This is a genomic window from Nostoc favosum CHAB5714, assembly GCF_020829495.1.
Lineage (GTDB): Bacteria > Cyanobacteriota > Cyanobacteriia > Cyanobacteriales > Nostocaceae > Nostoc > Nostoc favosum.
Genome location: NZ_JAIVFQ010000012.1, coordinates 65,076 through 77,803 on the forward strand (window position 1 = coordinate 65,076; position 12,728 = coordinate 77,803).

At 41.3% G+C, this 12,728-nt stretch carries 13 protein-coding genes and 2 pseudogenes; 10 read left to right on the plus strand and 5 right to left on the minus strand.

What is annotated here, in order from left to right; genetic code table 11:
* Nucleotides 1-2: 2 nt before the first annotated feature.
* A complete protein-coding gene (locus LC586_RS11220) occupies nt 3-524 on the plus strand; it encodes a cupredoxin domain-containing protein (protein ID WP_229484618.1) in 522 nt (173 codons plus the stop codon).
* A 64-nt stretch (nt 525-588) separates the two neighbouring features.
* Here the strand turns inward: LC586_RS11220 and LC586_RS11225 are convergent, their stop codons facing one another.
* Nucleotides 589-1,383: a sulfite exporter TauE/SafE family protein gene (locus tag LC586_RS11225; RefSeq protein WP_229484671.1), complete on the minus strand. Its 795-nt coding sequence runs from the start codon at nt 1,381-1,383 to the stop codon at nt 589-591.
* 321 nt (nt 1,384-1,704) lie between these two features.
* On the opposite strand from LC586_RS11225, the gene LC586_RS11230 reads away from it, so the two are divergent.
* Nucleotides 1,705-2,958, plus strand: a complete 1,254-nt coding sequence (locus LC586_RS11230; RefSeq protein ID WP_229484619.1) for an HNH endonuclease — start codon at nt 1,705-1,707, stop codon at nt 2,956-2,958.
* Nucleotides 2,959-3,103: 145 nt separating this feature from the next.
* Here the strand turns inward: LC586_RS11230 and LC586_RS11235 are convergent, their stop codons facing one another.
* Nucleotides 3,104-3,517, minus strand: coding sequence for a heavy metal-responsive transcriptional regulator (locus tag LC586_RS11235; RefSeq protein ID WP_229484620.1), 414 nt, complete (start codon nt 3,515-3,517; stop codon nt 3,104-3,106).
* A gap of 239 nt (nt 3,518-3,756) precedes the next feature.
* Nucleotides 3,757-4,008, minus strand: coding sequence for a thioredoxin family protein (locus tag LC586_RS11240; protein ID WP_229484621.1), 252 nt, complete (start codon nt 4,006-4,008; stop codon nt 3,757-3,759).
* Nucleotides 4,009-4,287: 279 nt separating this feature from the next.
* Here LC586_RS11240 and LC586_RS11245 point away from each other — a divergent pair, with 279 nt between their 5' ends.
* The 5 genes from LC586_RS11245 (at nt 4,288) to LC586_RS11265 (ending at nt 7,911) form a co-directional block, all read left to right on the plus strand.
* On the plus strand, nt 4,288-4,776 hold the full coding sequence (locus LC586_RS11245) for a heavy metal-responsive transcriptional regulator (protein WP_229484622.1): 489 nt from the start codon (nt 4,288-4,290) through the stop codon (nt 4,774-4,776).
* A gap of 96 nt (nt 4,777-4,872) precedes the next feature.
* Entirely contained in the window at nt 4,873-5,187 is a 315-nt protein-coding gene (locus LC586_RS11250; RefSeq protein WP_229484623.1) for a hypothetical protein, read from the plus strand.
* 264 nt (nt 5,188-5,451) lie between these two features.
* The gene (locus tag LC586_RS11255; RefSeq protein ID WP_229484624.1) at nt 5,452-6,534 is read left to right on the plus strand and encodes a F510_1955 family glycosylhydrolase; all 1,083 of its coding nucleotides are present in this window, start codon (nt 5,452-5,454) and stop codon (nt 6,532-6,534) included.
* 188 nt (nt 6,535-6,722) lie between these two features.
* Nucleotides 6,723-7,388, plus strand: coding sequence for a class I SAM-dependent methyltransferase (locus LC586_RS11260; protein ID WP_229484625.1), 666 nt, complete (start codon nt 6,723-6,725; stop codon nt 7,386-7,388).
* 28 nt (nt 7,389-7,416) lie between these two features.
* The gene (locus tag LC586_RS11265) at nt 7,417-7,911 is read left to right on the plus strand and encodes a hypothetical protein (protein WP_229484626.1); all 495 of its coding nucleotides are present in this window, start codon (nt 7,417-7,419) and stop codon (nt 7,909-7,911) included.
* A 122-nt stretch (nt 7,912-8,033) separates the two neighbouring features.
* Here LC586_RS11265 and LC586_RS11270 read toward each other — a convergent pair whose 3' ends face one another.
* Complete coding sequence (locus LC586_RS11270; RefSeq protein WP_229484627.1) at nt 8,034-8,957, minus strand: cation diffusion facilitator family transporter; 924 nt, start codon at nt 8,955-8,957, stop codon at nt 8,034-8,036.
* Between the two features lie 3 nt (nt 8,958-8,960).
* Entirely contained in the window at nt 8,961-11,492 is a 2,532-nt protein-coding gene (locus LC586_RS11275) for a heavy metal translocating P-type ATPase (protein WP_229484628.1), read from the minus strand.
* A gap of 131 nt (nt 11,493-11,623) precedes the next feature.
* Between LC586_RS11275 and LC586_RS11280 the strand changes: the two genes are divergently transcribed.
* The 3 genes and pseudogenes from LC586_RS11280 to LC586_RS40570 form a co-directional block, all read left to right on the plus strand.
* Nucleotides 11,624-12,016 (plus strand): ArsR/SmtB family transcription factor, encoded by a 393-nt coding sequence (locus tag LC586_RS11280; protein ID WP_229484629.1) that lies wholly within the window; start codon nt 11,624-11,626, stop codon nt 12,014-12,016.
* Nucleotides 11,994-12,362, plus strand: a pseudogene (locus LC586_RS11285) (sensor histidine kinase); the annotation flags it as partial. The gene LC586_RS11280 and the pseudogene LC586_RS11285, both read left to right, overlap by 23 nt.
* 186 nt (nt 12,363-12,548) lie before the next feature.
* Nucleotides 12,549-12,665: pseudogene (locus LC586_RS40570) on the plus strand (tetratricopeptide repeat protein); the annotation flags it as partial.
* Nucleotides 12,666-12,728 lie beyond the last annotated feature (63 nt).

A 12,728-nucleotide genomic window follows, 5' to 3' on the forward strand; every position in this document is an offset into this window, starting at 1 on the left:
AAATGTTCAACAAAAGTAAGATTTTGGGGAGCATTGCCGGGTTAGGACTTCTGTTTGGTACAGCATCAAGCGTAGCAACAGCACAAATGCCAACCGAAATGCCAACACATTCATCAGAACAAACCAGTCAATTTCGCCGTATTGAGCAACCACTAGCATTAAAAGTCGGTGTTACTTTGGGCGGTTTAGGATTAATTGGATTGGAACTGTGGTGGTTTTTATTCAGTAAAAACAAAGCTATAAAAGCTAATCTGGGTCAAGGGATACAGGAGCTAACGATTAATGTAGATGGAGGCTATGAACCTTCTCGTGTGATTGTAAAATCTGGTCAACCTGTACGGCTAAATTTCTTTCGTCGCGACCCTAGTAGCTGTTTGGAGAAAGTGTTGTTACCTGATTTTCATATTGCTCAAGATTTAGCTCTCAATCACGTCACTCCCATTGAATTTACACCTCCCAAACCAGGTCAATATCAATTTACCTGTGGGATGAATATGTTTCGTGGTGTAGTGGAAGTCCAGTAGTGAGGTAACAATAAACTTTACCTTTGAAACTAATGATTCAGCTTTATATCAAGGTGTTAATTGACTAGTCATGGCTAGCTGATTGATTGGATTGCCAGGATTTACGCAGTGTTACAAATGCAAGAATACTCACAACTGTGAGGTAAATACGCTGTAGCCAGATACTACTCAAGCTAAGGGTAATACGCCCGCCAATTATTCCACCCATGAACATCGTCAGACCAAGAATCCCACCTAGTTTGTAATCCACAATGCCCTGCATCATGAATATTAAAGTGGCAACGAATGAAGAAAATATATTAATCAGCTTAGTTGTAGCTATTGCTTGAACAAATGTCATGCGAAATAACATCACGTAGGCTGCTGTCAGTAAAGTAACATAACCGCCACTGAAAAAGCCGCCGTAAATACCAAGTAGGAAAGTGACTATATAGCCTGCGATTTCTGCTATCCGCGAAGGTATTACTTCTGCTGGAACTACTCCAGCATTCCTGTTAACAATTGATAACACGGTAACTACAATCATCGAGATAGAGATAATAAGTGGCATCGATTTTGACGGCACAACCAGAACAAGCAATGCTCCCAAAATTGATCCTGCCAGCGTTAGAACTATCAGTAGTGGTAAGCGACTGCGGTCAATTACTCCTTTACCAATAAAAGGTAATGTGCCACCAACGCTCATGAATGTTAGTGCCAGCATATTAGTAGCAAGGGCAGTGCGCGGTTCAACCCCAAACTGAAGCATTATAGGTACGGTAATTAGGGAAGTGCTACCAGTGATAACGCTAATAACGCTTGCTATTAAGAAAACTGTAATAAGGACGAGTAATTGGATGGTTGTCAAGGTAGATATCACTTTATTCAAAAACTCTAGTTTGTCGGTCTAGATACCGGAGTTAGTAATAAAGGTAAATTAGCAGAAAATGGCTTGCGAGTAGCAATGGCACAATACGTCAGCTTTTCTATCATTACCCCTGATATGCCTTCATACAGCAACAGAGAAATTTTGGTCGCTAAACGAAAGTTAAGTTGCTCAACCCCTTTATTTGCAACTATTTGGCAAATGTCCTTTAGGTTGAGGTAGGCTTCATATCCTAAGTCGAATACTTAGTTATCTGTCAGATTTCATACTATATAGGTTATAAAAAGATTTAAGTAAACTCAAATTTTTCTCATTATGTCTACTTGTTATGTATGTGAATGCAGAATTATCAACCGTAGTACTGTAGAAGCAGTAACTTTTGCAATTGTTCTCGTTGCGGTGGAAGGATTCTACCATTTTATGTCATTACTTTTACATAAATACCCAACTATAAGCAACGTTTACAGGGAACATATTATACTTAATTCTATAGGTGGTAAATTAATTTCTCCTTCAATTATTTGTCAATCATGCGCTCCAGAATTTGATTCAATAGACACATCACTATCGAATCAATTAAATTTTTTTGGGTTAATGCTTAATATTAAAAGAGATAGGGGCGAAAATCCACCAGTTAAAGCAAGAATAATCAGAACTGGTGATGAAATTTCCTTAAATGCTGGAGGAAAGCCTGTTCTAATCCGTCCAATTATTAAAGAAAATCAGCATGATGGAAGTATATCCATTGGAGCCAGAGACAGGAAAGAGATGAGAATAGCCCTTAAAGGACTAAAGCGAAAATACTCTTTTAATAAAGATATTGAAGCGCTTCTAAATCAGGCTAATTCAGAAGCAAGCTACTTTGATGAACCTGTTAACTATAATCTATTAATAGATAGCGAAAAACAATTTCGAGCTATCTGCAAGATGATAGTTAATTTTTATATGCATAATAATGGAAATCGAGAACAAATATTACATCTTATTCCTTATATAAAAGATGGTAGGCAACAAAACTGTGTATGGTACTACTATCCATTTGATAACCTTGATTTAGATAAAGAACCTGTACAGATATTACATCATCTTTTTATAAAAACAAATTCAAATGAAAAGTTAATGTATGGTTTTGTTGAATTATTTAGTACATTCAAGTTTTTGATTTTAATGTCAAAGAATTATATCGGGGATAGTTTGCAGTACTCTTATTGCTTTGATGTATTAGCAAGAACTCCAATAGCATCAATATTAGATATTAGTTTATCGAGAGATTCAGTTTTAAATATTGTAGAATCTAGAGAAAATAAACTAGAACAATTAAAGTCTAACTTAAATAAATTCATGTTATTTATAAATAAAAAACAAGCTAATGACTGTATAAGTCATATAACTCAAAAAGCAATTGACACTTCTTTCAATGGTCTTGCAGATGGCTCAGTTCCTAGCAATGATATGATGAGAGCATTAATTGAAAATGTCTCTGAAGAATTCGCTAAATTTTTCCACTCACAGATTCAATTTTCTCAAGAGAATTTCCCAGCAAACAATAACTATAGTGGCGATGATTGAGGCAACATTAGCTGCTGCTCCTATCTGAGCAAGTATTTCAGGCGATCGCTCTAAATGCAATCCGAAACACATACCCAAGTACAACACTTCATAGTAGCGTGTGCGAGCATCAAGGTATCAGCATTGCCTTAATGTTTTTGAATCTTTATTGAATGATGGGACATATCGTATCCTTTCGTTTACCTGTAAAATTATCCCAACCTGAGAGTAATCCTGTTAGTTCATCTCTTAAAGTTAATAGCTCTTCAATCTGATGGTCAACCTCATTCACCTTATCTTCCAGCTTTTGTTTAACTTCACCACAAGGCAGATTTCCTTCATCATGTATATTAAGAAGATTTCTGATTTCTTCAAGACTAAGACCAAGACTTTGCGCCCGTTTAATAAATGCTAAACGTGTAAGCACATCTGATGAAAATTTCCGAAAACCACCCTCTGTTCTTCCAGAAGAATTAAGTAGACCTAGACTTTCATAATAGCGAACTGTCCTGATAGGCACTCCGCTTAAAGCTGTTACTTGACCAATTAAAAGCGGCTTTTTAGCCTGCTGAGTTAACATGGCATACTTTGAAGTTAATTAGCTAGTCTATGATAATCAAAATTGTATTTTAAAGAGGCTTTTAAGAAACTTAGTATTTAAATACATCGATAGTTTAGAACATGAAAAGAGCTAATTAAAGCACTAATGCTTAGTATTCTTATATACTATTAGTTTGTTTCTAGCTAGAAACAAACTAATAGCTCACTTGCACAAATTTGCCACTCGAACGGGTAGTAAATTCCTCGTTCTTACTGCTTCTAATTTAAGGGCTGACCTACACCAGCAGATTGGAGTTGCTCTCGACTGGGTTTACCAGTCACAACCAGTTTTCCATTGATTGCGATCGCTGGTACTGCATTTACTCCATACTGCTGGGCTTTCTCCTGATCTTGTCGCAAGTTATAAACCGATACTTCACAGTCAGGACAAGTCAGTTCTTGCACCATTTGCACTGTCTCATCACAAAGAGGACAGTCAGCTGTAAAAATCTCAATTTGACGTTTTGTCATGATGTTTACCAAAAATTTTTTCTACTCATTCATTCTGAATCCTCTAGCCGGCTATAGAGTCAACCCCATAGGTAAATATTATTTTCCAAATAATCTCAATTAAAATTATTTGGACATATCATCTCCTCAAATTTGCAACCCTAGCTCATCAAGTTTTAAGCTAATATTTTTGCCCACAAGTATTGTAATTAAACTTTACACAAAATTTTCCAATTATCACTTGACTCTCTAGCTGACTATAGACTTTAAAGTTATAACAACACATAGTAGTAAATAACTATGATTGCTGTCGTGGAACAAGTTTGTTGTGAAGTATCATCCCCAAAAAAGCTGCTAAAAATTGGTGAGCTGGCAAAGCAAACTGATGTGGCAGTGGGAACAATCCGGTATTACGAAGGCTTGGGCTTGATAAAACCAGTTGAAAGAAGTGAAAGTGGCTACCGTTATTACGACTGCGAGGCAATCAACAGGCTGCAATTCATCAAAAAAGCCCAATCCTTACAGTTTTCCCTGTCTGAAATTCAACAAGTGCTAGGCATCCGTTCACAAGGCGACCCTGCTTGTCCACTAGTTCGGGACTTACTTAAACAAAAAATTGCTCATCTTGAGGAGCAGATTTATCGCATGAAGGAACTGAAGGATGAGCTAGAGGCATATCAACAACGTTGGGAAAACCGACCTTTGGATAATCCCTGTAATAAAGAGCTTTGTAGCTTGATTGAGGAAGTTGCTTGCTCTGATATACCTGTTCACAATTTCCGAGACTAGTAAATTTATTACTTGACTCTATACCCCACTAGAGACTTTAGAATGGCTTTAGTTTCTCAGAGACTACTAATTTAACAAAATAATGGAGAGTACAAAATGAACATTAATACAGGCGTTAAGACAGTATTGAGCGGAGCCGTAGCTAGTTTTGCATTGCTTACGTTAACCGCTACTGCTTCCTTTGCCAACACCCCCAAGGAAACTGTAACCCCGAATCAATCCGCCAGGGCTACAAACGAAGCAAAACTAATTCAAGTGCTGACCAGTCAAAGAACAGCCCCAACGAATCAAACGCCACAGCAGCCAAACCAAACAGGATGTAAGTGTTGCCAAGCAATGATGAATAAGATGCCAGGAATGATGAACAATATGCCAGGAATGATGAACAACCAAGACAGTCCATCAAAATAGAGCTTGATAAATCGTTCGGCGGGAAGCACATTTTAAAAATGTCAGAAAAAACTAGGAGTCCTTAGAAAAGTCTCGCCGAAAAAGACTAATGAATTAATTGCTAAGGAAGCCATCTTATAGTTTAGTTAAGGAACTTAAGGTAAACCAGGATAACTATCGGACTCATTCCTTTTATCCAGAAGCTCAAATCGCCCTTACTTTTGCATTTCATCATAAGTAAACAGCTTTACTACAGCAGAAAACTTACTCAGGAGCAACACAATTATGAGTCAGCCTGACTCAAAAGACCACAACATGATGAAATGGATGGGAATTGCTATGGTGGTTTGCTGTGCCGTGCCCATAGCATTTTCGCTCTTTTTAGGCGGAGGTTTGGGGGTGTGGTTCGGTCGTTTTATCCAGCCACCTACTAGCAATCAGTCAACCAACCAGCCACTCTCTGCCAACCAATCAACCAATCAGTCAACCAACCAGCCACTCTCTGCCAACCAATCAACCAATCAGCCTCAACCAAAGGCTGTAAATGTATCCTTAGAGAAAGCGGTCAATTGGCAAGTAAATAATCACGTTCATGGTTTGACTGTGAATCGAGATAATCCCAACATTATTTATGTTGCAAGTCATAACGGACTGTTGCAACGTTCTGAAACTGGAGAATGGTTCTGGATGGGAAAAGAGCGAGCTGATTATATGGGCTTTACTGCCGATCCAATTAACAGTAACCGCTTTTATTCCAGCGGACATCCGCACACAGGAGGTAATCTAGGATTCCAGATTAGTGAAAATCAAGGGCAAGATTGGAAACAGATTTCCATGCCTGGAGTAGATTTTCATGCAATAGCGATCGCACCGAGTAACCCCAACGTTTTTTATGGATGGCCGGCTTCTGGGGCGCAAGGGCTGCATACTTCTACTAATGGTGGCAAAACTTGGATTAAACCCCGCATGAATGGATTAGGCGATGCTCCTTTTGACCTTGCAGTTGACCCGCGAAACCCTGAGCATTTGTTTGCAACTACCCGTTCGGGAATGTATGAAAGCACTAACAGCGGCAATGACTGGACGTTAGTAGCTAATACACAGGAAGCTCCTGTTATCAGTCTAGCTCTGCAAAAAGAGGGTAACACCACTGTAATGTATGGCTATCGCTTTCTCAAGTCAGCACCCGGTGTTTATCGCAGCAGTGATGGTGGTAAGACGTGGGAGAAACTTTGGACTGAAATTAATGGTGTAGTTGTAAAACTAGCGATCGCTCCTAGCAATCCCCAAATATTTTATACGGTAAATGATAATAATGCAGTCTTTCAATCCCAAGATAGCGGCAAGACATGGAAAGAACTGAAATAAATTTGAAGACTATCTATATAGCTATAATAACTTGAAATACTAATCGCTCAAATCTGCAATCAAGGCATTTTGAACGTTAGGATTATTTGCAATTAAAATTACAGTTAAGCCATTACCTTACTTAATCAGTAGAGAGTAATAATGATAGCTTGAGCAACGCCAGCTATAGTTCCAGAATTGAGAAAATAATGATGGCGAAGATACATACTGTAGCGTCAGATACAAAAGGTTCTCCAGACTGGTATAAACGCTTATTTGCCTGGATAATGGCTCATGGCAACGCTAAATACGAGGAGGAGATAGCAGACCGAAAACGACCTTTGTTTGCCCAACTGCATGGCAACGTTTTAGAAATTGGTCCTGGTACGGGCCCCAACTTGTCTTACTATCCGTCCGACATTCATTGGATTGGTATTGAGCCAAACCCTTTCATGCATCCGTATCTACAGCAAGAAGCTGAACGGCTCGGCTTAGAGATTGACCTCCGCAATGGAGATGCTGAACACCTGGAAGTCGAGGATAACAGCATGGATGCTGTTGTAAGTACGCTTGTTTTATGTTCTGTAAATAATCTAGCTGCTGTATTGCAGGAAGTTATACGAGTACTTAAGCCTGGTGGACGCTTCTTTTTCCTTGAACACGTTGCGGCACCTCAAGGAACAATGTTGCGATGGATACAGCATGGAATAAAACCGCTTTGGAAAACGCTTGGTGATGGTTGCCATCCTGACCGCGAAACCTGGTTAGTATTGGAGAATGCAGGGTTTGAGCAAGTAGATTATCAACATTTTCGGGCAAACCTCCCTGCGATCGTTAGCCCTCAAATAATTGGTGTAGCAGTTAAGAAGCTCTAACAGACGTAAGTATAGCCTTAGTTGCAGTATGTCAAATTCCTCAAAAGTCATTCATCCCCAACACTTGCTTAATTTACCAGAGTTGAATATCGCTATTTTCTCCTTTCTTCTAAATTTCCTTTGGGAGATGCAGCAAATGCCGTTTTTTCAGGTTTCTTCTGAATTTTCTTGCACAGATAAGGTAATAAATTGCACTGTTGCTACTGTAGGGGATGTTGGAATTTCACTTACCGCTTTTTGGACTGTTGCAATTATGTCCAAGTCGCGCCAGTGGTTTCGTCAGCTAAATTGGTGGCAGTTAAGTAGCTTTATTTTAGTTGGTGTTGCAATTACGATTATTTTTGAAGCTTTAGCTACTAGTGTGCTTGATAGATGGGAATATGCTGATGTTATGCCGACGCTTCCATTCTTAGGTACTGGCTTGCTTCCCTTGCTTCAGTGGATACTGATACCGCCCATAATTATCTGGTTTGTTCAGAGGCAACTTTTTAATGTTAGGTATAAAGATTCAAGGCAGTCTTAAGCTTTCCAATTATGCTGTAACTGAAGAGATCAGTTATTCCTGATCTCCTGTTAAGGGTAAGCGAATAGCAGAGTGTTAGAGCACGTTTAAGTCAATATAGATAAGTATAAACAAGTAAACTCTTACACCACATTTTCTGGAGCAAGGGTACACGGATACCTCGGATCGCCAGTCTCTATCTGAAGCGTAGCGTGTTCAATGCCAAAATGGTCGTGAAGCTCTTGAAAAACCTGTACTAAAAAAGCATCACCTGGGTGTCCTGCGGGCATGATTAAGTGAGCAGTCAGTGCAGTCTCGGTAGTACTCATTGCCCAGATGTGCAAATCATGAACACCAGCCACACCAGGACGCTCGGTCAGATAAGTCTGCACAGCTAAAGGCTCGATTCCCTGTGGTACAGCATCTAATGCTAAATTCACAGAATCTTTCAACAGTTGCCAAGTTCCAACTACCACTACGACAACAATAATTAAACTCACAACTGGGTCAAACCACAACCAGCCAGTAAAAACAATGGCGATGCCAGCTAATACAACCCCTAACGAAACTCCGGCATCAGCCGCCATGTGCAGAAAGGCTCCTCGAATATTTAAGTCTTGTTGACGACCAGACAAAAACATTAGGGCAGTAACTGTATTGATGATAATTCCTACTACAGCAACGCCAATGACTGTACCTCCTGATACTGAGTTAGGTTCGCTAAAGCGACGAACTGCTTCCAAAGCGATCGCACCCATTGCTAGGAGAAGAACAAGTGCGTTGATCAGAGCCGCCAAAATCGAGGAACGACGCAATCCGTAGGTATACTGTCGGGTTGGGAGTCGTCGGGTGAGGGCACTTGCTCCCCAAGCTAGTAGCAATCCCAATACATCACTCAAATTGTGACCAGCATCGGCAACCAAAGCAAGCGAGTTTGCTCGGTAGCCATAGACTGCTTCAACAATCACAAATCCGATATTGAGGGCAGTACCAATTGCGAAAGCGCGGTTGTAGTTGCCCTGTCCGTGTTCGTGTCCCTGATGCTTATGGCTGTGGTCGTGTACCATTGCTTAATCCTTGACAGTCTTGGTTTTAAATAGCCGCATTCCATTTGCAGTCACTAATAAGGAAGTTCCTGTATCTGCTAAGACGGCTACAGCTAACCCAACAAATCCAAAGGTTCCCAATAGCAGAAATAAACCTTTTGTTACTAAAGAAAAGACAACATTCTGTTGAATCACAGATACAGTGCGACGGCTTAGTTCTACTGCATAAGCAAGTTGTCTGAGGTCACTTCCCACGATCACTACATCTGCTGTCTCCAAAGCAATATCTATTCCACCAACCGCAAAACTAATATCCGCAGCAGCCAGTGCAGGGGCATCGTTAATACCATCCCCAACCATACCTACTACTCCCTTTTGACGCAGGAGTTGAATTTCTTCAAGTTTATCTTCGGGTAGTAATTCTGCTCGGTACTCTGTAATTCCAACTTGCTGGGCAATCTGCTTGGCAACAGCAGTGCGATCGCCTGTCAACATCACCAACCGCTTTAATCCAACCCGCCTCAACTGTCGCAAGGCTTCTGTCGCTTCCAAGCGGATGCCATCGGAAAGTGCGATCGCTCCCAATAACCCTTCATTTGTCCCTAGCAGCACCGGAATTTGACCGAGTTGTTCAATTTCAACTAACAAAGATTCAGCCTTATCAGATAAGCGAATACCTTGGTCTAAAAATAACCGTTGATTGCCTACGAAGTACAACAGCTCGCCCTCCAGGTACTCTTCGAGTTCTCCTTTGGAGTACGCAGTCGCTACAACAGGGGGCTTTGGGGTTCCTACGACAGTGGAGTTGGGGGGAAACCCTCCAACGCGCTGCTCCCTAAAGTTCGCCTGAATTCCTTTCCCAGGTAGTGCCGTGAAGTTTATAGGTGTTTCTAACTCCATGCCTTGTTCATGAGCCTTGGCTACGATTGCCTTGGAGAGCGGATGTTCTGACTGTTGCTCAAGTGAAGCTGCAATCTGTAACACCATGTTTGCACTCACCTTGCCAAAGTCATAAACCTTCTGCACAACGGGCAGCCCTTGTGTAATCGTACCAGTTTTATCAAAAGCAAGGGTAGTCAGGTGTCCAGCTGTCTCCAGCGCATTACCTCCTTTAAACAAAACTCCCTGGCGGGTTGCAGCACCAATAGCGCTGACAAGTGAAACCGGGGTGGAAATCACCAAGGCACAAGGGCAGGCAATTACCAGCATTACTAGTGCCCGGTAAACCCAAACGTTAAAAGGTTGAGCAAAAGCCAAAGGCGGAATCAGGGCAATGGCGATTGCAATCAAAATTACAATCGGTGTGTAGACCTCTGCGAACCGATCCACCCACTGCTGCGTGGGAGCGCGGCTTCCTTGAGCTTGTTCCACCAGATGAATAATTTTTGCAACGGTGGTATCGCCTGCTGTGTGGGTAACTTGTACTGACAAAAAACCTGTCTGATTCATTGTCCCGGCATAGACAGTATCGCCTATTTCTTTATCTGCTGGGACTGATTCTCCTGTAATTGGAGACTGATCAATGGAACTGTTACCAGAAATAACTACGCCATCCAACGCCACGCGCTGTCCTGGTCGAATCGTCAACATTTCGCCTAAGCGCACACTCTCTACTGGAACTGTCACCTCCTGATTTCCCCGCTTCACAGTAGCAGTAGGTGGAGTCAAATCCATCAGGGCGCGAATTGCATTACGGGTTCGACCAAAAGTGAAAACTTGCAAGGTTGTACCTAAAGAAAACAGAAAGACGACTAGTGCCCCTTCAAACCAGTCTCCTAAAATCACTGCACCGACAACTGAAATTGTCATTAACAGATTCATATCGGCGCGGCGCAAGCGTAACTCAAATAAACCTGCCCGTGCAATCGGATAGCCAGCAATAACTATGCTGATGCCATAAAAAGCACGCGCTAAAAAAATAGGCAGCGCTAAATATTGAGCGAGTAAACCTAAAATTAATCCTATCCCTGCGAGAATCACACTTTGCCCTCGGCGGTTGGAAAGCCAGAATTTCCAGTTTGTCGCAGCGGTATTCTGAGTAGGTTTGGGAACTGAATGAGCAGGGGTATGATTGTGACTGTGGTCGTGCTCGTAATCATAGGGATTAGCATCACGGCTATGTTCGACTGTATAACCCAGAGAAGTAATCTGGTATAAAATTGTCTTTTCACTAACTTGCTGTGGATCATAGGATAGTTGCAATCTTTCAGTCGCAAAGTTGACTGATACATCACTTACACCTGGGAGCTGCTGCAACCCAACCTCAATTGTCTTGGCACAGCTTCCACAGTCCATCCCACCAACCTGTACTTGTAGGGTTTTGGTAGGAGCCACATCAACGCTATAGCCCAAAGCAGTAATGGAATTTACGATTTCAGCTTCGCTCAAGACATCTGAGTTGTAGGAAACCTTTACCCGTCCTGTGGCAAAACTCACCGAAGTTTCTGTCACACCACTTAACTGCTGCAAGCTGGCTTCAATTGTCTTAGCACAGCTTCCGCAGTCCATGCCACTAACCTGGAAGGCTTGAGTTTTAAAGGAGGGTATTTGAGTCATGACAACCTACAAAAAAGGCTAAAAAGTTAATTGCTAGTATTATAGTCAAACAGTTGAACAGTTATTCAATTGTACAACTATTATTATTTTATGTATACTGAGATTGATAACCATTGCCTAAATTACACACCATGAATACGCGCAAGCGAAAGCAGGACTTGAACTTACTTCAAAGTTTTGATGCACCAACCTGTGATACCCATCTGGTACATCTAGATAATGTACGCTCAACTCAGGCACAAATCTTGTCTACAGACAAGGCAAAACAGATGGCAGAAGTCTTTGGAATACTTGCAGATCCAAATCGTTTGCGGCTGATATCAGCTTTGGCTGACCAAGAGTTGTGTGTTTGTGATTTAGCTGCGTTGATAAAAATGACGGAATCAGCTGTTTCTCACCAATTGCGATTATTAAAAGCGATGCGTTTAGTTAGTTATCGTCGAGAAGGCAAAAATGTCTATTACAGCTTGGCTGATAGTCACGTCATCAATTTATATCGCTCTACTGTTACGTGTACTTTCTAATCTAATTGCCAATGCTATTCAATGCACCCCTGCTGGCGGTTATGTAACTATCATCCTCAAGCGCAGCAACGCTGATGCAGTGATTGAAGTTCAAGATATAGGTATTGGCATTGCATCGCACGAGCAAAAGCGGGTTTTTGACCGTTTTTATCGAGTGAATAGCGATCGTTCGCGTCGTACTGGTGGATCTGGATTGGGATTGGCGATCGCGGCTGCAATTGTTCAGGCTCATGGAGGTAGTATACAGGTGCAAAGCCAAGTCGGTAAAGGTAGCACCTTCATCGTTCACTTGCCCTTGACTGGAGAACCGAAGCAACTGACCTATCTATCAACAGATGAGAATTGAATACCCTCCTAAAGGATATAAATGAAATTACTAAAAAAGTTAAGTTTAACAACTTGTCTTTTGAGGTAGGTTGTGGCTTCACCTATCAAGTATTAATCAAACTCTAGCACCATCTCTTTTATCTAAAGAATTAGCTCAGTCAGAAAAAACTGCAACTAGCACGAATAAACAAGAGTGGAATATTCCGGCGATCGCAAAAGCGCTATTACCGATTTACAGCAAGCTGCAATTCTGTTTCAACAAGAAGGAGATACCCAGAGGTATCAGCAAACACAAACTCTCTTTCAGCAGATTCAGCAGTAAGCAATATTCAGGCTCGAAATTAGGTAAAAATCATTTTTAATCAGCTTATTTTCAGGGTGGGCA

What these genes read in the sequence shown, in the direction of transcription:
- LC586_RS11260 (WP_229484625.1), top strand. Translation starts at nt 6,723, where the DNA reads ATGATGGCGAAGATACATACTGTAGCGTCAGATACAAAAGGTTCTCCA.
- LC586_RS11235 (WP_229484620.1), bottom strand. Translation starts at nt 3,517, where the DNA reads ATGTTAACTCAGCAGGCTAAAAAGCCGCTTTTAATTGGTCAAGTAACA.
- LC586_RS11270 (WP_229484627.1), bottom strand. Translation starts at nt 8,957, where the DNA reads ATGGTACACGACCACAGCCATAAGCATCAGGGACACGAACACGGACAG.
- LC586_RS11280 (WP_229484629.1), top strand. Translation starts at nt 11,624, where the DNA reads ATGAATACGCGCAAGCGAAAGCAGGACTTGAACTTACTTCAAAGTTTT.
- LC586_RS11265 (WP_229484626.1), top strand. Translation starts at nt 7,417, where the DNA reads ATGTCAAATTCCTCAAAAGTCATTCATCCCCAACACTTGCTTAATTTA.
- LC586_RS11245 (WP_229484622.1), top strand. Translation starts at nt 4,288, where the DNA reads ATGATTGCTGTCGTGGAACAAGTTTGTTGTGAAGTATCATCCCCAAAA.
- LC586_RS11230 (WP_229484619.1), top strand. Translation starts at nt 1,705, where the DNA reads ATGTCTACTTGTTATGTATGTGAATGCAGAATTATCAACCGTAGTACT.
- LC586_RS11250 (WP_229484623.1), top strand. Translation starts at nt 4,873, where the DNA reads ATGAACATTAATACAGGCGTTAAGACAGTATTGAGCGGAGCCGTAGCT.
- LC586_RS11220 (WP_229484618.1), top strand. Translation starts at nt 3, where the DNA reads ATGTTCAACAAAAGTAAGATTTTGGGGAGCATTGCCGGGTTAGGACTT.
- LC586_RS11240 (WP_229484621.1), bottom strand. Translation starts at nt 4,008, where the DNA reads ATGACAAAACGTCAAATTGAGATTTTTACAGCTGACTGTCCTCTTTGT.
- LC586_RS11255 (WP_229484624.1), top strand. Translation starts at nt 5,452, where the DNA reads ATGAGTCAGCCTGACTCAAAAGACCACAACATGATGAAATGGATGGGA.
- LC586_RS11275 (WP_229484628.1), bottom strand. Translation starts at nt 11,492, where the DNA reads ATGACTCAAATACCCTCCTTTAAAACTCAAGCCTTCCAGGTTAGTGGC.